15 protein-coding genes are annotated in these 19,755 nt (G+C 65.9%); 11 read left to right on the forward strand and 4 right to left on the reverse strand.

Annotated features, from left to right (window positions below):
• The first annotated feature begins 189 nt into the window (after positions 1-189).
• From ABFX29_RS10880 to ABFX29_RS10890, 3 genes are all read left to right on the forward strand, one after another.
• Positions 190-1,557, forward strand: a complete 1,368-nt coding sequence (locus ABFX29_RS10880) for an MFS transporter (RefSeq protein ID WP_152229131.1) — start codon at positions 190-192, stop codon at positions 1,555-1,557.
• A gap of 172 nt (positions 1,558-1,729) precedes the next feature.
• Positions 1,730-3,073: a DUF4192 domain-containing protein gene (locus tag ABFX29_RS10885; RefSeq protein WP_170287799.1), complete on the forward strand. Its 1,344-nt coding sequence runs from the start codon at positions 1,730-1,732 to the stop codon at positions 3,071-3,073.
• A gap of 276 nt (positions 3,074-3,349) precedes the next feature.
• A complete protein-coding gene (locus tag ABFX29_RS10890; protein ID WP_152229129.1) occupies positions 3,350-4,606 on the forward strand; it encodes an RNA polymerase sigma factor in 1,257 nt (418 codons plus the stop codon).
• Positions 4,607-4,820: 214 nt separating this feature from the next.
• On the opposite strand, the gene ABFX29_RS10895 is transcribed toward ABFX29_RS10890, so the two are convergent.
• Positions 4,821-5,042: a DUF7455 domain-containing protein gene (locus ABFX29_RS10895; protein WP_091605542.1), complete on the reverse strand. Its 222-nt coding sequence runs from the start codon at positions 5,040-5,042 to the stop codon at positions 4,821-4,823.
• 302 nt (positions 5,043-5,344) lie between these two features.
• Here ABFX29_RS10895 and ABFX29_RS10900 point away from each other — a divergent pair, with 302 nt between their 5' ends.
• Complete coding sequence (locus tag ABFX29_RS10900; protein WP_152229128.1) at positions 5,345-7,471, forward strand: DNA gyrase/topoisomerase IV subunit B; 2,127 nt, start codon at positions 5,345-5,347, stop codon at positions 7,469-7,471.
• Positions 7,472-7,490: 19 nt separating this feature from the next.
• On the opposite strand, the gene ABFX29_RS10905 is transcribed toward ABFX29_RS10900, so the two are convergent.
• Together ABFX29_RS10905 and ABFX29_RS10910 are read right to left on the reverse strand one after the other, a co-directional pair.
• A complete protein-coding gene (locus ABFX29_RS10905) occupies positions 7,491-8,465 on the reverse strand; it encodes a M56 family metallopeptidase (RefSeq protein WP_152229127.1) in 975 nt (324 codons plus the stop codon).
• Between the two features lie 20 nt (positions 8,466-8,485).
• Positions 8,486-8,857 carry a BlaI/MecI/CopY family transcriptional regulator gene (locus ABFX29_RS10910; protein ID WP_055241689.1) on the reverse strand — a complete coding sequence of 124 codons (372 nt, stop codon included), beginning with the start codon at positions 8,855-8,857 and terminating at the stop codon, positions 8,486-8,488.
• Between the two features lie 224 nt (positions 8,858-9,081).
• Here ABFX29_RS10910 and ABFX29_RS10915 point away from each other — a divergent pair, with 224 nt between their 5' ends.
• From ABFX29_RS10915 to ABFX29_RS10930, 4 genes are read left to right on the forward strand one after another with little or no spacing between them, the layout of a single operon-like run.
• The gene (locus ABFX29_RS10915) at positions 9,082-10,701 is read left to right on the forward strand and encodes a cytochrome ubiquinol oxidase subunit I (protein WP_152229126.1); all 1,620 of its coding nucleotides are present in this window, start codon (positions 9,082-9,084) and stop codon (positions 10,699-10,701) included.
• A gap of 15 nt (positions 10,702-10,716) precedes the next feature.
• Positions 10,717-11,733 (forward strand): cytochrome d ubiquinol oxidase subunit II, encoded by a 1,017-nt coding sequence (cydB, locus tag ABFX29_RS10920; protein WP_152229125.1) that lies wholly within the window; start codon positions 10,717-10,719, stop codon positions 11,731-11,733.
• A complete protein-coding gene (gene cydD, locus ABFX29_RS10925; RefSeq protein ID WP_152229124.1) occupies positions 11,730-15,083 on the forward strand; it encodes a thiol reductant ABC exporter subunit CydD in 3,354 nt (1,117 codons plus the stop codon). The genes cydB and cydD overlap by 4 nt, the downstream gene beginning before the upstream one ends.
• Positions 15,084-15,088: 5 nt before the next feature.
• Positions 15,089-16,093 carry a GNAT family N-acetyltransferase gene (locus ABFX29_RS10930; protein ID WP_246167682.1) on the forward strand — a complete coding sequence of 335 codons (1,005 nt, stop codon included), beginning with the start codon at positions 15,089-15,091 and terminating at the stop codon, positions 16,091-16,093.
• Here the strand turns inward: ABFX29_RS10930 and ABFX29_RS10935 are convergent.
• The gene (locus ABFX29_RS10935) at positions 16,090-16,758 is read right to left on the reverse strand and encodes a metal-dependent transcriptional regulator (RefSeq protein WP_152229123.1); all 669 of its coding nucleotides are present in this window, start codon (positions 16,756-16,758) and stop codon (positions 16,090-16,092) included. The genes ABFX29_RS10930 and ABFX29_RS10935 overlap by 4 nt on opposite strands.
• A 133-nt stretch (positions 16,759-16,891) precedes the next feature.
• Here ABFX29_RS10935 and ABFX29_RS10940 point away from each other — a divergent pair, with 133 nt between their 5' ends.
• From ABFX29_RS10940 to ABFX29_RS10950, 3 genes are read left to right on the forward strand one after another with little or no spacing between them, the layout of a single operon-like run.
• On the forward strand, positions 16,892-17,227 hold the full coding sequence (locus tag ABFX29_RS10940; protein ID WP_275124673.1) for a metal-sensitive transcriptional regulator: 336 nt from the start codon (positions 16,892-16,894) through the stop codon (positions 17,225-17,227).
• A 54-nt stretch (positions 17,228-17,281) separates the two neighbouring features.
• Positions 17,282-17,494, forward strand: a complete 213-nt coding sequence (locus tag ABFX29_RS10945; protein WP_152229121.1) for a heavy-metal-associated domain-containing protein — start codon at positions 17,282-17,284, stop codon at positions 17,492-17,494.
• A 10-nt stretch (positions 17,495-17,504) separates the two neighbouring features.
• The gene (locus ABFX29_RS10950; protein WP_152229120.1) at positions 17,505-19,739 is read left to right on the forward strand and encodes a heavy metal translocating P-type ATPase; all 2,235 of its coding nucleotides are present in this window, start codon (positions 17,505-17,507) and stop codon (positions 19,737-19,739) included.
• Positions 19,740-19,755 lie beyond the last annotated feature (16 nt).

Below are 19,755 nucleotides of genomic sequence, written 5' to 3' on the forward strand. Positions count from 1 at the left end.
GTTGGACAGAACGAGCAGGAACCCGGCCAGGACGGCAAAGGCCCTGCGTCAGACGAGGATGAGGAAAGCGTTGAACCGAACGGCCCCGAGCGCCTTCCCGGCGGCGAAGACCGGCCCGGAACACCCGGAGACAACGGCAACGCATAAGCCTGTTCCTGTGTTGGCCGCCGTCTGTGCCGGCGGTGCCGCATGAAAACCCGAGGCGCATGGCTGGTCTGGGGTGCCGGAGTCTTTGCCTACATGGTGGCCGTCACCCAGCGGACCGCTTTTGGTGTTGCAGGTGTGGAGGCCACTGAACGGTTCTCGGCGACTGCATCCGTCCTTTCCATCTTTACCGTCGTGCAGCTGGTCGTTTATGCCGGCCTGCAGATTCCGGTAGGCATGCTGGTGGACCGGTTCGGTCCCCGGCTCCTCATCGCCGCCGGAGCGGTGCTGATGTTCGCCGGACAGTTCCAGCTTGCCGTTGCGGAGTCAGTAGGTGCCGGCATTGCCGGACGTTCCCTGGTTGGGGCCGGTGACGCGCTGACCTTTATTTCCGTTCTGCGGCTGCTGCCGGCCTGGTTCCCGGCGCCAAGGATTCCCGTCCTGACCCAGTGGACCGGGATTATTGGCCAGCTGGGCCAGATTGCCAGTGCCATTCCGTTCGCGTTTGCGCTGCATGCCCTGGGATGGAATACGGCGTTCATCTCCGCGGCGGCACTCTCTGTCCTCGCCTTCGTGCTGGCGCTGGCTTTCGTCCGCAATCAGCCCGGCAATGCCGTGCGTGTCCCCCGCTCAACGCACGACGGCGGTTCCCTCGCAGCTGCCTGGCGCCAGCCCGGCACCCGGCTGGGGCTGTGGACACACTTCACCATCCAGTTCCCGGGGACGGTGTTTGTGCTGATGTGGGGATACCCGTACCTGGTCAGCGCCGAACAGGTTTCCCCCGCTGAAGCCTCCCTGCTGATGACATTCTTTGTTGCGGTCGCCATCGTGTGCGGACCGTGGCTTGGGTCGTGGGTGGGCCGGCACCCGCTGCGCCGGTCCACCATGGTTCTGCTGATCGCTGCCGCTATGGCCTGCGCCTGGCTGGTCGTGATGTTCTGGCCGGGCCCGGCTCCCGTATGGGTCCTTGCCGGTCTTGTTGCCGTGCTTGCCATTGGCGGCCCTGGCTCCATGATCGGTTTCGATTTCGCCAGGACGTACAACCCCAGCACCCGTCTGGGTACGGCCACCGGAATAGTGAACATCGGCGGGTTTGTTGCCTCACTTGTCTCGATGTACCTCGTAGGCCTGGTCCTCGATGTGCTGCTCAATACCGGCTTCTCCGGCGGAAACCTTTATGATCTGGCGGCATTCCGCATCGCCTTGGCCGTGCAGTTCCTGGTCATGGGCGTTGGAGTGGCCGGCATCCTGAGGAGCCGCCGCAGGGTGCGCTCTGCCATGGCTGATGACGGACTGCGCCTGCCGCCGCTTCGGGAAGCGCTGGCCCGGGAACGCCGCCGCCGCCGCGAGGAACGCCGCGGTGCCGGGCCGGACCACGACGGACGGGGAGTGCAGAAACCGGCAGGCGACTAACGTCTTTGCGCCGGTCCCTGCCGGGATGAGGATTTCCGGGGATGCGCCGTTGCCGGCCCTCTTCCGCGTCTTTCCCTCCCCAGCGGAGCCAATAGCCTGCGCCGCCGGGCCGTTGTCCGCAGGTGATGAGTCCAAAGGGCCGGTGACCGTCCTGTGCAGGCAGGCTGGCCGTATGAACGAATTCCAGGAAGCGGGACACCCTGCCGGCGGTCGCCAGCCCGAACACCGCAAATCCGTTCGGGCGGACACTACAGGAAGCGCTGGCCCCGGTTCTGGTGCCGCCGATTCCGGCACCCCGGAGGTGCTGTGCGCAGGGACGCCGCAGGACATTCTGGCGTTTGTTCCCCACTGCCTCGGCTTCCAGCCGCAGGAATCGCTGGTTCTGCTCGGGCTCCGCGGTTCCCGGCTCGGGGCCACGCTCCGGCTGGACCTGCCGGGTGCCTCCTGCGCCGGAAACAGGCCCGAACCCGACAGTCTTGAACTGATCTCCGGCTATGTATCCCGAATCTCGTCCCTGCTGTCCAACGATGAAGACACCGATGGAGTGCTGGCCGTGATGTACACCGGCCTGCGCCTGGTTGAAGGCGGCCCTCCGCCGTACAGCGCCCTCATGGAGCTCCTGAGCGGGGAACTCGAAGACAATGGGCTGAGCCTCCGCGACGCCTGGCTGTCGGGTAACGGAACATGGCGGTCCTACTTCTGCACGGACGCTGCCTGCTGCCCCTGGCCCGGACACCCGGAGGACAAGATTGCCGAGAGCAGGCTTAGTGCAGAACTGGTCTACCGGGGGAGCGCCTACTCCGCCTCGCTGGATGGATCACTGCGCACGGCAGGAACGTTCCGGACCGCCGCCCTGGATGAACGCGTTGAGGAAATCCGTTGGCGTCTGGACGGCATGTGGGGCAACCCGGAAGTCTTCGATGAAGTGCTTGGGGCCTGGGACCGCAGGATCGGATCAGCCCCCGGGACGGTGCCGCCGCCGTCCGCAGCCGGGGCGCCGCATCCCACGCAAGAAGGGGTTCAGGGGGACGCGCTGCTGCTGGCCAGCCTTCACTGCAAGCCCATACGGGACACCGTCCTGGTCCTTGCCGCCTCGGGACTGACGGCCGCCGTAAACGGTGCACGGCAGTGGCTGGATCCGGCAGCGGAGCCGCAGGCACAGGGAAGCACCGCACCGGCAGCTTCTGCGCGGGCCGGCCAGCAGTTCAGATCCATGCTCATTGGACGCAGCCGGAGCGCCCCGGACTGGGAGCGGCTGGACCGCACGCATGCAGTATTCAGTGACCTCCTGCAGTTCACGTCAGGTGAGCCGGCCGCTGCCCTGCTGACTTTGCTGGGTTGGATTGAGTGGGCACGCGGGCGCAGCTCCCGGGCCGAGCTGTGCCTGTCCGCGGCGCTTCGCGAGGAACCCGGATACCGGCTCGCAGCGCTGCTTCGTGAACTGCTGCGCAGGGGAGAGCTGCCCCAGTGGGCGCTGTACCCGCGGACCGCCTGGCGTGGCGGGCCGCCGGCCTGAACAACCCGCCGCCGCTGGCGGAGGAGCCTCAAGTCTCGTGTCCGGTGGTGGCACTGTGGGAAAGCATGCGACAATGGGAACCGAGACCCGGTTGGGTTCGTGTACCTAGTGTCGTTCCAAGCTTCCCGCTCACGCGGGGAATAGGAACCGGACGCGGTGTGTTTTCGTCAAGAACCACACCGCGTACAAACCACTGGTTATGGCACGGACTTGACAGGGTCATAGTGGTGTTGCCCCCATGGCGGCGCCGCAGCCCGCCGTATTGAAAGGTTTTCTGTGTCCGCGAGAAAGACAACTGCTGTCAAAGAGACTGACACTGTGACTGCCGAGGTTGCTGAGGCGGCACCCGCCGCAGCCACCAAGACGGCTGCCAAATCCGCCCGCAAGCCTTCCACCCGGAAGGCTCCGGCAAAGGCCTCCGCGGCAAAGACCACCGCCAAGAAGGCAGCCGCCCCCGCCGAGGACGCCGACGTCCATACCGATGAGGCCGAAGCAGAGCCCACGGACGTGGACGTGGAGGTCGTTGAGGCTGATGCTCCTGAGGCAGCCCCGACCGGTTCCGGTTTTGTTTACTCCGACGCCGACGATGACGATGCCCCTGCCCAGCAGGTCGTCTCCGCAGGCGCCACCGCGGATCCCGTTAAGGATTACCTGAAGCAGATCGGTAAGGTTGCCCTGCTGAACGCTGAGCAGGAAGTCGACCTGGCCCTGCGGATCGAAGCAGGCCTCTACGCCGAAGAGAAAATCGCTGCCGACCCGGACATGGATCCCAAGCTCAAGCGGGATCTGCAGCAGATCATCCACGACGGCAAGCGCGCCAAGAACCACCTGCTGGAAGCCAACCTCAGGCTGGTTGTGTCGCTCGCCAAGCGTTACACCGGCCGCGGCATGCTGTTCCTGGACCTGATCCAGGAAGGCAACCTGGGCCTGATCCGTGCGGTGGAGAAGTTCGACTACACCAAGGGCTTCAAGTTCTCGACCTACGCCACCTGGTGGATCCGCCAGGCCATCACGCGTGCCATGGCCGACCAGGCCCGCACCATCCGCATTCCCGTGCACATGGTGGAAGTCATCAACAAGCTGGCCCGTGTCCAGCGCCAGATGCTTCAGGACCTGGGCCGCGAGCCGGCCCCGGAAGAGCTGGCCCTTGAACTGGACATGACCCCTGAAAAGGTCGTCGAGGTGCAGAAGTACGGCCGTGAGCCCATCTCCCTGCACACCCCCCTTGGTGAGGACGGCGACTCCGAGTTCGGTGACCTTATTGAGGACTCCGAAGCCGTTGTTCCTGCCGACGCAGTGAGCTTCACCCTCCTGCAGGAACAGCTTCACTCCGTCCTGGACACCCTGTCCGAACGTGAAGCTGGCGTTGTTGCCATGCGCTTCGGCCTCACTGACGGCCAGCCCAAGACCCTCGATGAGATCGGCAAGGTCTACGGCGTGACCCGCGAGCGGATCCGCCAGATCGAATCCAAGACCATGTCGAAACTGCGCCACCCGTCGCGGTCGCAGGTCCTGCGGGACTACCTCGACTAAGACGCCGCAGTATCCGCAGCATGTAAACGGCAGTGCCCCCGCGTTCACCGCGGGGGCACTGCCGTTTCTCCCGGACGCTTCGAATCAGACCCCGGACCCGGACCTTGGATGCCAACGTCTGATCCGGTGCGCGGGGGCCCTGCCCATGGACAGAACGAAGGCCCCTCCGAACCGGAGGGGCCTTCGCCAAGTCTTGGACTGCTGGTCTTCGGAATTAGTCTTCCGGAGAAGCGGCCTTCTGGTGCAGACGAGCACTTTCGTCCTGCCACTCAGACGTCAGGGGCCGAAGGTTGGCCTCCACCGTCCGTGCATGGTGAGCGCAGAAAAGCAGTTCCCCACCGGAGGATTCCAGTACCGCGCGCACGTAAGCCTGAGCGCCGCAGCGGTCACAGCGGTCCAGCGCATTTAGTTGACGTGTAGCAACTGCTGCTGTCATGAGTGCCTCCTTAAGGGTGTTGATACTTCATATAACCACCTTTCCCCGCCCGCCCTTTCCATTAAGGCCAGCCTTTCGCTCTGCGCGTACCAATGAGTAGGTCACATCCGAGCCGGCAGGCAGTGGCAATGTTCACTTTCGCCTCTCCGGCGGGCCCGGATCGGCCGGTGCTGCTGAGTCGCTGCCGGAGACTGTCACCGGCGGGCATTAACCTTATAGAAGGCCGGTTTCCGCCGGCTGCCCAGCCGCAAGGCTTTCCGACGCATAACAAGGCCGTTTCCCGGCCCTAGGAGTTCAGCACCGTGGTCCCCCTGGATACTGAGTACAACGCCCGGCACCTTTCCGTCCTCGAGGGCCTTGAGGCTGTCCGGAAGCGCCCTGGCATGTACATCGGGTCCACCGATTCCCGCGGCCTGATGCACTGCCTCTGGGAGATTATCGACAACTCCGTGGACGAGGCGCTGGCCGGCTACGGGCAGAGCATCCGGATCATCCTGCACGCGGACAACTCCGTGGAAATCCATGACGACGGGCGCGGCATTCCCGTGGATATCGAGCCTAAGACCGGGCTCTCCGGCGTCGAGGTGGTCTTCACCAAACTCCATGCCGGCGGCAAGTTTGGCGGCGGGTCCTACGCGGCTTCCGGTGGCCTGCACGGTGTGGGCGCCTCCGTTGTCAACGCACTCTCCTCCCGTTTGGACGTGCAGGTTGACCGCGCCGGGAAGACCTACCAGATGACCTTCCGCCGCGGCGAGCCGGGGGTCTTCGCGGACACCGGTTCCAAGCCGTCCCCCGACGCAAAGTTCACCCCGTTCCTGGAGAGCAGCAAGCTCGAGGTAGTCGGCAAGGCCAAGCGCGGCGTCACCGGCACCCGCATCCGGTACTGGGCCGACCGGCAGATCTTCACCCCGGACGCCAAGTTCTCCTACACAGAGCTGGAGGCCCGGGCCCGCCAGACCTCCTTCCTGGTGCCGGGCCTGCGGATCACCCTGCGCGACGAACGCCGCCTTCCCGGAACCCCCGGGGAAGACGGTCCGGTGGAGGAGGTCTTCCACCACGACGGCGGCATCTCCGAATTCGTTGAGTTCCTCGCAGCTGACGCTCCGGTTACCGACATCTGGCGCCTGCACGGAGCAGGGAAGTTCAAGGAGTCCGTCCCGGTCCTGGACGAGCGCGGGCACAGCAAGATCACTGAGGTGGAGCGTGAATGCGAGGTGGACATCGCCCTTCGATGGGGGATTGGCTACGAGACCAGCATCCGCAGCTTCGTCAACATCATCGCCACGCCCAAGGGCGGTACGCACCAGGCAGGATTCGAGCAGGCTCTGCTGAAAACCTTCCGCAAAGTCATTGAAAGCAACGCCCGCAAGCTGAAGGCCGGCAACGACAAGATCGAGAAGGACGACGTGTTTGCGGGCCTCACCGCCGTGCTGACTGTCCGGCTCGCCGAACCGCAGTTCGAAGGGCAGACCAAGGAGATCCTTGGTACGTCCGCCGTGCGGTCCATCGTGGCCAAGGTTGTCGAAAAGGAGATCACGGCCAGGCTCAACTCAACAGCCCGAGGCGACAAGGCCCAGACCGCACTGCTTTTGGAAAAAGTCGTGTCGGAGATGAAATCCCGTATCTCCGCCCGGGTGCACAAGGAAACCCAGCGCCGGAAGAATGCGCTGGAAACCTCGTCGATGCCCGTGAAGCTGGCCGACTGCCGGATTGATGACAACGAACGTTCCGAGCTCTTCATCGTCGAGGGCGATTCCGCCCTGGGCACAGCCAAGCTGGCACGGTCCTCGGATTTCCAGGCGCTGCTGCCCATCCGGGGCAAGATCCTCAATGTGCAGAAGGCCTCCGTTTCCGACATGCTCTCCAACGCAGAGTGCGCAGCCCTGATCCAGGTGGTGGGTGCCGGTTCAGGCCGCAGCTTCCAGCTTGAAGCCGCACGCTACGGCAAGGTGATCTTCATGACCGATGCCGACGTTGACGGCGCCCACATCCGCACGCTGCTGCTCACCCTGTTCTTCAGGTACATGCGCCCGCTCGTGGAAGCCGGCCGGGTCTACGCGGCCGTACCGCCGCTGCACCGAGTGGAGGTCATCAACCATGGCTCCAAGGCCAATGAGATGGTTTACACGTACAGCGAGAAGGAACTCCACCAGCTGCTGGACCGGCTGGAGAAGGAAGGCAAGCGCTACAAGGAACCGATCCAGCGCTACAAGGGCCTGGGTGAGATGGACGCGGACCAGCTGGCCGAAACCACCATGGACCCCCGCCACCGCACGCTGCGCCGGATCCGCCTCAGTGAAGCAGAGGAAGCCGAGCGCCACGTGGATGAGGCTACGTTCGAACTGCTGATGGGCAGCGACGTCGCGCCGCGCAAGGAGTTCATCATCGCCGGTGCGGCAATGCTGGACCGCGACCGGATCGACGCCTAGCAGCCCTGTTTCCGGCCGGTCAGCCGTGGATCAGGCCGGGGGCGAACAGCAGCGCAGTGGGGACGGCGAGCAGCAGTACTGCAGCGGCCTGGATGAGAACGCTGACCCAGCGGTGCAGCGGCGGCTGAGGCGTGAGCAGGCGGCTGAGCCGGGCAGCCATGCCGTTTTCGCCGTCCAGCCCTCCGCCGGCGACCGCAGGGACCGAGGAGCCGGGCAGGCTGGCGGCGGTATCAGCGCCTGCCCCTGAGGCGGAGGCGACGATTGCCACCGCGCGGATCAAGGTTGGCCGGTCGACCTTCTTCAGCGCCTCGTCGTCGGCCAGCATTTCGATCAGCTCGTTCACGGACCGCTGGGCGAGCTGCGAGGTGGGCAGCCACGGCAGTGCCGCCCGCCAGGCCGCGAAGGCCCACAGCAGCAGATGGTGGTGCTGGCTCAGGTGCGCCTTCTCATGGGTGAGGACCCCGGAAAGCTCTTCCTCGGAGAGAATATCCATCAGCCCGTCCGAGAGGACGGTGACGGACTGCGCCCCGCCCGGAAGGCAGTAGGCCACGGGGGAGGGATGGGGGATAACGAGGGTCGCCGGCGTGTTCTGCGAGGGGGAACTGAGGAGGTTCAGCATGTCCCGGTGGCGGCGCCGGCCGGAGACGATGCGGTAGTAGGTGAGCAGCAGGGTGAAGACAAGATGCACGCTCAGCAGCACGGCTGCGCTGATGGCGAACACATGGACCAGGCCCAGTGCTTCAACGGATTGCCGCTGCAGGAGGATATTCCAGAGACCCCGGAGGCCCTGGGCAAGGTTGTCCGCTATCGGCTCCAGGCCCCAGGTCAGCATGGCACCGATCATCGACAGCCCGCCGGCAAGGGCGATCGACTGCCACAGCACCATTGCGGTGAACGGCGACCGGGCCGGCCACTTGGCGCGTGAAAGCAGGACTGGAACCGGCCAGGCGAGAATTACCGCAAGTGCAGCGAGAAAATAGGAGGCCCAGAACATGCGGGGCGCAGACCGGGGGCCTAGGCGCCGTCGAGCAGCCTGCGCAGGGTTTGCGCTTCGGTTGCCGAGACGGAACCGACGAAGCGGGCCAGGACCGCTTCGCGGTCGTTGGCTGAGCCGAGGACCTCGTGCATAAGCTCGGCGGTGTGTTCGGCGCGGGTCGTCACTGCACGGTAGCGGTGGGGGCGGATGTCGCGTTCACGCGCCACCAGGGCCTTTTTCTCGAGCCGGGAGAGAACTGTGAGGACCGTGGTCACGGCCAGGCCCTTTGCCTCGGCGCGTCCCGCGTCATTCTGCGCCAGGCGTTCGCGGAGTTCATTGGCGGTCAACGCCTCGGCGGACTCCCAGAGGAGGTCCATCATCGCACGCTCGAGCTCTCCAAGAGTCGCCATAGTCCGCATCTTCCTTTATCTCTTCTGGTTCCTGGTCCGGGAGTTCGCCCCGGGCAGGTTGTCCCTCACGGCGGACCCTGCCGGGTCCTGCCGAGGAGCTTAACAATACCGACTTTTTCGGAAGTTCTCTACGTCACGTAGAAATGTGTCGCCTAGTGTTCTACGATTCGTAGAAGAAGGGTTTTCTACCGCTTGTAGAACATGACATAACTAAGGACCTGCACGTGGAAGCATTGGACATTGCCCGCTGGCAATTCGGCATTACGACGGTGTATCACTTCCTGATGGTCCCGCTGACCATTGGCCTGGGGCTGGTTGTGGCCGCCCTGCAGACCGCATGGGTCCGCACCGGCAAGGAAGAGTACCTGCGCCTGACCAAGTTCTGGGGCAAGCTGTTCCTGATCAACTTCATCATGGGCGTGGCTACCGGCCTGGTCCAGGAATTCCAGTTTGGGATGGCCTGGAGCGAGTACAGCCGGTTTGTCGGCGACGTCTTCGGGGCCCCGCTGGCACTTGAATCGCTGCTCGCCTTCTTTACCGAGTCCGTGTTCCTGGGCCTCTGGATCTTCGGCTGGAACCGCCTCCCCAAGAAGCTTCACCTAGCCACCATCTGGCTGGCAACGGGGGCCTCGGCGCTCTCGGCGTACTTCATCCTCGCAGCGAACTCCTGGATGCAGCATCCGGTTGGCGTTGAGCTCGTGGACGGCCGGGCCGTCATGACGGACATCTGGGCCGTGCTCACAAACAACACCCTGCTGGTTGCCTTCCCCCACACCATCACCGGTGCATTCGCCGTTGCCGGCGGCTTCCTCCTGGGTATTTCCTGGTACCACCTGTGGAAGCGGCGCCGCGACGGCATCGACACGGTGGACGAGAACGGCCGCGTGATCGTGGGCGAAGACGCCGCGATTGGGCGGGACAAGACCGACCATGCGGTCTGGATCAAGGCGCTCCGTATTGGTGCAGCCGTCGCAGTTGTAGCGTTCGCCGGCACCGCCATCACGGGTGACCTGCAGGGCAAGCTGATGTTCGAGCAGCAGCCAATGAAGATGGCTGCCGCGGAAGCTGCCTGCCACAACGGCACCTCGTTCTCCATCCTCTCCGTTGGGGACGTGGGTGCCCGTGACTGCGACGACGTCAAGACACTGATCGAGGTTCCCGGCGTCCTGTCCTTCCTGGCAAACGGCGACTTCAACACGCCTGTGGACGGCGTGAACACGCTGATCCCGGAGTACCAGGAAAACTACGGCACCCACCTGCCTGATGACCCGATGTATGGCGAGCAGGCCGGCCAGGAGATCGACTACCTGCCGGTTATGGCTGTGACCTACTGGGGCTTCCGCATCATGATCGGCTTCGGCGGTATCGCTGCGGTGGCTGCCGCGGTGGCCCTCTGGGTTACCCGCAAGGGCACCGTGCCGCAGTCCAAGGGGCTTATGCGCCTGGCCGTGTTCGGCATCCTCGCTCCGTTCGGCGCCAACAGCGCCGGCTGGATCTTCACCGAGATGGGCCGCCAGCCCTTCGTTGTGGTGCCCAACCCAAGCTTCACCGGAATAGACAACGTCTTTATGTTCACCGCAGCGGCGGTGTCCCCGGGGGTAAGCAAGGCGGAACTGCTGTTCTCCGTCATCTCCTTCACGGTCATCTACCTGGCGCTGCTGGTGGTGGAAGTCGGCCTGCTGGCGAAGTACGTCCGCGGAGGCGTGCCATCCGCCATGCCCGAACTGCTGCCCGGTAACGGACACGACGGTGACGGCTCTGACGGGCCGGACGGTACCGGAGACAGCGGTGACGGCAAGCCCGGCGGACGCAAGTCCGACGACGTCCTCGATTTCGCCTACTAGCAGGAAGGGAAGAACATGACGCTTCCAACATTCTGGTTCATTGTTATTGCCTTCCTCTGGGTTGGGTACCTGTTCCTGGAAGGGTTCGACCTGGGCGTGGGCATGCTCATGAAGCTCTTCGCCCGCAATGAGCGCGAGCGGCGCGTACTGCTCAACACCATCGGTCCTGTGTGGGACGGCAACGAAGTCTGGCTCATCACCGCAGGCGCCATGACCTTCGCAGCTTTCCCGTTCTGGTACGCAGCGCTGTTCTCCGCGCTCTACCTGCCGCTGACACTGGTGTTGCTCGGCCTGATCTTCCGCGCTGTTTCGATCGAATACCGCGGCAAGCGGGACTCCGACCGCTGGCGCAACCGCTGGGACTGGGCAATGGCACTGGGTTCCTTCGTCAGCGCGTTCGGTGTAGGTGCGGCTCTGGCGCTGACCTCCACGGGCCTGCCGCTGAATGAGAACGGCGACCGCGTGGGCGGAGCCTTCGCCTGGCTCACCCCCTGGGCAGTCCTTGGCGGCCTGGCCGTTGTCGGTTTTGCCCTGGTTCACGCGTGCGCCTTCCTGATGCTCAAGACCGACGGCGAGATCCGCGCCCGGGCCCGCCGCGCCGTCGTGCGCTGGCTGCCCGTGGGCGTGCTGCCGCTGGCTGCCTGGGCCATCGGCGTGCAGTTCACCAGCGGCGAGCTGATGTCCCTGATCCCGCTGGCCGTTGCCGTGGTTGCCCTGGTGGTCGCCTGGGTGATGGCATTCAGGGGCCGGGAAGCGCTGTCCTTCGCGTCCCTGGGCGCGTTCCTTCTCTTTGGCGCGGTATCCATCTTCGCGGCCATGTACCCGGTGGTCCTTCCGTCCTCGCTCGACGCAGCCTGGAACCTGACCATCGAGAATGCGTCCTCCAGCCCCTACACGCTGAAGGTCATGACCTGGGTCTCCGTGTTCGGCCTGCCGATCGTGCTGCTCTACCAGGGCTGGACCTACTGGGTCTTCCGCAAGCGCGTCACGGCTGAGTCCATCCCCGCTGTGCACAAGGTGAAGGTCCAGTGAAGCCGGTCCTTCCGGTCAGCGCCACCAGCCGCCGGGCGCTGTACCTGCTGGGACTCGTCGCCGCGGTCAAGGCCCTGGCCCTGGTGCTGCTGGCAACCGGTGTTGCCGCCGGAATTGCCGGCCTCGCCGCCGGCAGCCCGGACTGGGGATACGTCGCCGCCACGGGTATCAGCGGAGCGGTGCTGCGGTCAGTGGCGATGTGGGCCCAGGAAACCGTGGCGCAGCGGGCCGCGGCCGGGGTCAAGGACGAACTGCGCGGTCAGCTCACGCAGAGGGTCCTGGCCGACGGCGGCAGCGTCCCCGGCATGGGACCGGGCGCACTTAGCGTCCTTCTGACCCGCGGACTGGACGGACTGGACAACTACTACGCCAAGTACCTTCCGGCGCTCGTGACCTGCGCGGTCCTGCCGCTCCTGGTCGGCGTCCGCATCCTCACCGCCGACTGGGTCAGCGCCGTCGTGATTGTCCTGACCGTTCCGCTGGTGCCGGTGTTCATGATCCTGATCGGCCTGCACACCGGAGACAAGACGGCGAAGGCCATCGAAGCGCTGAACCGGCTCTCGGACAACATGCTTGAACTGGCCAAGGGCCTGCCGGTGCTGGTGGGCCTGGGCCGTGCCCGTGCCCAGACCCGGGCGCTGCGCGACGTCGCCGACCGCTACCGCGTCACCACCCTGGAAACCCTGCGCGTGGCCTTTATGTCCTCCCTGGCGCTTGAACTGATCGCCACGATCTCCGTGGCAGTGGTGGCCGTGTTCATTGGCGTGCGCCTGGTGCACGGGGACATGTCACTGGAACTGGGCCTCCTGGCACTGATCCTGGCTCCCGAGTGCTACCAGCCGCTGCGGGATCTCGGCACAGCGCACCACTCCAGCGAAGACGGGCTGGAAGCCCTCAAGCGGACCAATGCCGTGCTTGACGCGCCGTCGGCCCGCCCGCTGGCCCGGGAACCGGAAACCAACGACGGCGGCGTGACCGTACGCGGCCTGACCGTCAAGTACGACGGGCGGCCCGAACCGGTGATCGAGGACCTCTCCTTCACCGTGCCTGCCGGAGCCATAGCGGCACTTACCGGCCCCAGCGGCAGCGGCAAGACTACCGTTCTCGAAGTGCTGGCCGGCCTGCGCCGGGACGGTGCCGGAATCGAGGTCAGCGGGAGCGCCTCCGGTGTGGACCGTTCCAAGATCGCCTGGATCCCGCAGCATCCGGTCCTGGTGGAGGACACCGTAGCTGCCGAAATCGGGCTGTATTCCGGACTGGCAGATCCCGGAGACCAGCTCACCGCAGCCGGGCAGGCGCTGGCGGAGATCCGCTCGGTGCACCTGCTGGACGCCCACACCGCAGACCTCAGCCCCGGCGAACAGCGCCGCGTGGCCGTAGCGCGGGCCATCGCCCGTGTGCGCAACGTTCCCGGCGTTAGCGTCCTGCTCGCGGATGAACCTACCGCACACCTGGATGAAACCAGTGCCGCTGCGGTTCGATCCGCACTGGCCAGCCTCAGCCCCGAATGCACTGTCCTGCTGGTCGCCCATGACCGCCGGACCGCGGCCCTTGCGCAGGCCGTGGTCAAGGTAGGCGAAGGCGCCTCCGAGTCCGCGCCGGTGCCCGACATCCAGCCTGCGGCTGATCAGGAGTCCCAGGAGGTCCTCCCTGAGTTCAGCGGTTCGACTGCGCAGGCAGGCTACGCGCATCAGCCCCTGTGGAAGAACCTGCTGGTGCTGCGGCCCTGGAGCCCCCAGTTCCTGAAGGCACTGGCCTACGGAACCGGCGCAACCATTTTCGCCGTCGCGCTCAGTGCCTTGTCCGGCTGGCTGATTGTCCGCGCTTCCGAGCAGCCTCCGATCCTGTACCTGCTCACCGCCATCGTGGGAGTGCGGTTCTTCGGCATCGGCCGCGCAGTCCTGCGCTACCGTGAACGGCTCCACCTCCACGACGCCGTCTTCCGCGCCACCAACTCCATCCGCATCCGGCTCTGGAACGGCCTGCTGAACCGCCCCGAAGGATGGCGCCGGCTGGCCCGCGGCGGGGGAGCGCTGGAACGCCTGGTGGGAGATGTCGACGAGCTGCGCGACATTGCCCCGCGCGTGGTCTTCGCTCCGCTGACGGCGTTCGTCACAGCGGTGGCAGCGTGCATTGCCACCTCGATCCTGATTCCGGAAGCGATCTGGGTGCAGCTTGGCCTGTGCCTGATCGGGCTGGTTGCAGCCCCGGCCGTTGCCCTCTGGGCCGACGCCGCTGCCCGCGCCCGCACGGTAACGCTGCAGTCGAAGGCCATGGCCTCCATGGCAAAGCTGCTCGGCGCGGCCCGTGACCTGGAAGCCAACACGTCCGCCACGCCCGTGGTGACGCGGCAGCGGCTGCTGGATGCTGCCGCGGCCGGAGCAGCCCGGCGCAGCGCCTGGGCCCAGGGCCTGGCCAACGCCATGACGGCGCTGGCCTGCGCCGGCTCAGCGCTCTGGATCCTGCACCTGGCGCAGGGCGTCCCGGCAACAGTCGCAGCGGTGATCGTGCTGATGCAGCTGGCCCTGCTGGAGTGCTTCGCGGCGGTCAACGGTTCAGTCCAGCAGTTCACCGCCTGGCGGGTGCTTGGGGACAAGGTGCTTCCGGACCTGGGGTCGGATTCGGTCGACCCCGGCACGGAAGGGGATTCGTCCACTGCCGTTCCAGCTGCACCGCGGCCGGGCAGCATCGAACTGTCCGGAATCCACTACCGCTACCCCGGGGGATCACGCGAGGTGCTCTCCGGCGTCGACCTCAGCCTGGAACCGGGCGACTGGCTGGCTGTCACCGGCCCGTCCGGCAGCGGCAAGTCCACCCTGCTGGGAGTGCTGCTCGGCTTCCTGGAACCCCAGGCTGGAGAGTTCCGCATTGGCGGGCGCCCGGCGTCGGACTTCAGCCGTGAAGCCCGCGGCATGGCCTGGTGTCCGCAGGAGGCGCACCTCTTTGACTCCACCCTGCGCGGCAACCTGCTCATCGCCCGTGACCGGTCCAACGCTCCAAGCGAGGCAGAAATGCTGGCTGCACTGGAGGCTGTGGGGCTGGGCGGACTTGTCGCGGAGCTGGAAGACGGCATCGACACCCGGATCGGCAACGGCGGCCACCGGCTATCCGGCGGACAGCGCCAGCGGCTGGCAGTTGCCCGCGCCCTGCTGACTGAAGCCGGAATCGTGCTGCTGGATGAGCCCACGGCGCACCTGGACCCGGCGGCGGGGCGCCAGCTGATGGCAGACCTTTCCGTCGGTCTGGCTGGCAAGACCGTGGTGGTGGTTACCCACAACCCGGCCGACGCCGCCTGGTGCGCGCGCCGTCTTGAGCTGGGTGCGGCCCAAAGCAGCCTTGCCCTACGCTAGGAGCCATGGCTTCAACGAATCCTGTACAGCTGCCCGGACCGCAGACCCAGCTGGCCTGGCGTGCCATCACCGAGGCCGACCTTGATGACTGGCATGCCCTGATCCGCCGGATGGTGGACGTGGACAAGCCGGGGTGGGCCGAGGACCGTGCGGATCTGGAGCACGCACTGCAGCGGCGGGGCGACGACCCGGCATTGGACTCCCTGCTGGGGGTGGACGCCGACGGCGTGCCGAGGGCGTTCGGGCTGGTCAGCCTCAATCCCGGATCAGTGCGTGCCACCGGATTCGGCGGGGTGGACCCGGCGTGGCGAAGGCGCGGGATAGGTGCCGCTGTGTACCACTGGCAGGCCGCCCGGGCCCGGGTGCGGGTCAACGAGCGGGATGGTGAGAACCCCGTGCTGCGCAGCTATGCGGAAGCCAACAACCCTTCACACCTGGCATTGCTGGAATCAGCAGGTGCGCGCGTGGTGCGGTACTTCACCGAGATGACACGTCCGCTGGACGGGGACATCCCCGATGCACAGCTGGCCGGCGGCCTGGAGTTCCGGACCTTCTCCGAGGAGATTTCCGAGCGGCTGCGGCAGGCCCACAACGAAGCTTTCCGGGATCACTGGGGGAGTGAGCCCCGGGATACCGAGAGCTGGAAGTTCACGGTGGGCCACCCGCAGTTCCGCGCTGACTGGAGTTTTGTGGTGGTGGATAGGACCTCCGGAGAGATTGCCGCCTACCAACTGGCCAGCTACGACCCGGAGTCTCCGGCAATTTTCGGCTATTCCGAGGGGTACACCGAGCTGCTGGGAGTGCTTCGGCCCTGGCGTGGCAAGGGAATTGCTCCGGCCATGCTCACCGAGGCAATGCGGCGTTTCCGGGACTCGGGGATGCAGAACGCGGGCTTGGGCGTGGACACCGAGAATCCGTCAGGCGCCCTTCAAATCTATGAAAACCTGGGCTACAGGCCCATCAGCCGCCAGGTTGTGTTCGACCTGCCGCTGGAGCGGGAATCCGCTTAGGCCTGCACAACCCAGATGGCTTCCGCGGCGGGCAGTCCAAGCTCCACGCGTCCGCCGGCCCGTTCCAGGGTGAGTGTGCCGGCGTAAGCCTGCCGCTCCAGGACGCTGATTTCTGTATCCAGGCCCAGGCCCATGCCGCCAAGATAGCGCAGCAGCTCAGGACTGTTATCCGAAACCCTCGCAATGCGCAGGAGCTGTCCAGGTTCGCTGTGGCTCAACCGGGAGGCATCCAGCGCGGGCAGGCTGCCGTCGGGTGCGGGAATGGGGTCTCCGTGCGGATCACGGACCGGGTTCCCCAAGCGCACCGCCAGGGCCTCGACCATCTTGTCCGAGACAGCATGCTCAAGGTTTTCTGCCTCGTCATGGACCTCGTCCCAGCCGTAGCCGAGATACTCAACCAGGAAGGTTTCGATGAGCCGGTGCCTGCGTACCATATTCACCGCGGCCTGCTCGCCGGTGGGAGTCAAAGCAACCGACCCGTAGCGTGCATGGGTGAGGAACCCCTGCGAGGCCAGCTTCTTCACTGCCTCGGAAACTGAGGACGCAGAGAAGCCCAGGTGTGCCGAGAGGGCAGACACCGTCACCGGCGCGTCCGTCCATTCCTGTGCCGTCCAGATGACTTTGAGGTAGTCCTCCGCGGCGCTGGTCAGTTCTTTCTTTCCCACGCGTCCACCTTACGCCAGCGCCCCGGCGAACAAGGTGGGACCGGCATCCAGGTACCCCCAGGGGGTACTTGACTGATACCCACGGGGGGTATAGATTCGCAGGTGTTGCCAGATATTACCGGGAGGTCGGATCGTGGACACCAATGCACGTGCTGCAGTGGAGGTGGCCGAAGAACAGCGCGGCTACGCCAGCGACAAGGAAGCGTACCTGCGGCGGCTGAAGCGCATTGAAGGGCAGGTCCGGGGGATAGCCCGGATGGTTGATGAGGACAAGTACTGCATCGACGTCCTCACCCAGGTCTCAGCCGTCACCAAGGCGCTGCACGCCGTGAGCCTCGGCCTGGTCCAGGACCACATTTCCCACTGCGTCGTCTCGGCCGCAAGGGAAGCTGAGGAAGCAGGGGACCCGTCAATCGTGGACACGAAAGTCCAGGAAGCAACAGACGCAATCGGCCGGCTCCTGCGCTAGCGGCGCGGAACCGGAGAGCCGGCAGGGCGCGGCCCTGCCAGGGGAGGAACAGCTATGGAAACCAAACTCAGCATTTCAGGTATGACCTGCGGGCACTGCGTCGCTTCGGTCACCGAGGAGGTCAACGCCGTCGAAGGCGTCCAGGACGTCCGGGTGGATCTGGTGGCCGATGGGGTTTCAACCGCAGTGGTTGTGTCCAGCGAGCCCCTTGCACCCGAACTGCTCGGCGAAGCCGTGGCAGAAGCCGGCTACACAGTGGTGGGCTGAAAGGAGAATCATGGCAACCCGTGAACAGCAGCACCTGGCCGCAGAGCGCGAGGTGTCGCTGGACATTCAGGGCATGACCTGCGCTTCCTGCGTCAACCGTGTTGAACGCAAGCTCGGCAAGATCGAGGGAGTCCAGGCCACCGTCAACCTGCCGCTGAACTCGGCATCGGTTAAGGTTCCAGCCGGTGTCACTGATGACCAGCTGGTGGCAACTGTCGAAGCGGCCGGCTACCAGGCGAAGGTGGCGGTACCGGCGGACCACGCCGGTCATGAGGACCACATGGCACACGGCGGCACCGCAGCGCAGCTTCGCCCGCGCCTGATTACCGCGGCGATCCTGACCGTTCCGGTGCTGCTGGTTTCAATGGTGCCGGCGTTCGCCTTCCCGAACTGGGGCTGGGTCGCTGCGGCACTTTCGCTGCCGGTGGTCCTCTGGTCCGCCTGGCCTTTCCACCGCGCCGCGGCGGTCAATGCGCGCCACCTGGCCTCGACCATGGACACGCTGGTGTCCATCGGAGTCAGTGCCGCCTACCTGTTCTCCCTGGGCCAGCTGATTGCCGATCCCGGACTGACAGCTGACCCCGGCATGAGCGAGGCCCACCTCTACTTCGAGGTAGCCGCCGTGGTCACCACGTTCCTGCTGCTTGGCCGATACCTCGAAGCCAGGGCAAAGACCAGTGCCGCCGATGCCCTGACCTCCCTGCTGAGCCTGGGAGCCAAGGACGCAGTTGTGCTGCGGAACGGCCGTGAGGTGCTCATCCCGGCCGCCGAACTGGTGCCCGGGGATGTCTTCGTGGTGCGTCCGGGGGAGAAGGTCGCCACCGACGGAACTGTGGTGGAGGGCGAGTCAGCCATTGACGCAGCCTTGATCACCGGTGAGTCCCTGCCGGTGGAGGTCCATCCCGGCGATCCCGTCACCGGGGCCACGGTCAACACTTCCGGGAGGCTGCTGGTCCGGGCAACCCGGGTGGGCAGCGAAACCACCCTGGCGCAAATGGGTGCGCTGGTCAGCGCCGCCCAGTCGGGCAAGGCTCCGATCGCGCGGCTCGCCGACCGGATCAGTGCGGTGTTCGTGCCGGTTGTCCTGGTGATCGCCGCCGTGACTTTCCTGCTCTGGCTCCTGCTGGCCGGTGACCTCCAAAGCGCATTCACTGCTGCCGTGGCGGTCCTGGTCATTGCCTGCCCCTGTGCCCTGGGACTGGCTACTCCGGTAGGGCTGCTGACCGGAACCGGACGGGGCGCCCAGCTGGGCATCCTGATCAAGGGTCCGCAGGTACTGGAGGACACCCGAACGGTGAACACCATCCTGCTGGACAAGACCGGGACGGTCACCAGCGGCAAGCTTTCGGTGGCCCGGACGGTGCTGCTTCCGAATTCAGGAGCGGGGGATGAGGATACCCTGCTCCGCCTGGCCGGTTCGCTCGAGAACGCCGGCGAGCATCCGATTGCCCGCGCCATTGCCGCAGCTGCGGAGCAGGGCCCCGGCCTGGCACCCGTCAGCGGGTTCCTGTCCTCGCCCGGCGGTGGTGTGCGCGGCACGGTTGAGGGACGCAGCGTCGTGGCGGGCCGGCCCGGCTGGCTTGAGGAAAACGGCATTGCGCTCGATCCGTCGGCTGCGGGCGTGCTTCGCCGGGAGCAGGAAACCGGTGCCACCGCTGTCGTGGTTGCCCTCGACGGAGCCCCGGCAGGCATCATCAGCCTCCAGGACACCATCAAGGACGGTTCCCGTGAGGCGGTGGCACGGCTCTTGGAACTTGGGCTGCGTCCTGTCCTGCTGACCGGGGACAACGCCGTCGTGGCCGCAGCCGTGGCGCGGGAAGTCGGGATTGCCCCCGAGGACGTACTGGCCGACGTCCGCCCGGAAGGCAAGGTTGCGGCAGTGCGCCGGTTCCAAGAGCAGGGCGCCACAGTGGCCATGGCAGGGGACGGCGTGAACGACGCCGCCGCGCTGGCCCAGGCGGATCTTGGCATCGCGATGGGCTCAGGAACGGACGCGGCCATGGCCGCGGCAGACCTGACCGTGATGGGCAGTTCCCTGGGGCAGGTCGCCACCGCGATCGAGCTCTCCCGGCGGACCCTGCGGACCATCAAGGTCAACCTGTTCTGGGCGTTCTTCTACAACACCGTGGGGATCCCGGTGGCCGCCCTTGGGTTGCTGAACCCGATGATCGCCGGCGCGGCCATGGCCGCCAGCTCGGTGCTGGTGGTGGCGAACTCGCTGCGGCTGCGAAGCTTCGGTAAGTAACAGCCCATACAAAAAC

It is taken from the genome of Arthrobacter gandavensis (genome assembly GCF_039528575.1).
Taxonomy (GTDB): Bacteria; Actinomycetota; Actinomycetes; order Actinomycetales; family Micrococcaceae; genus Arthrobacter_B; species Arthrobacter_B citreus_B.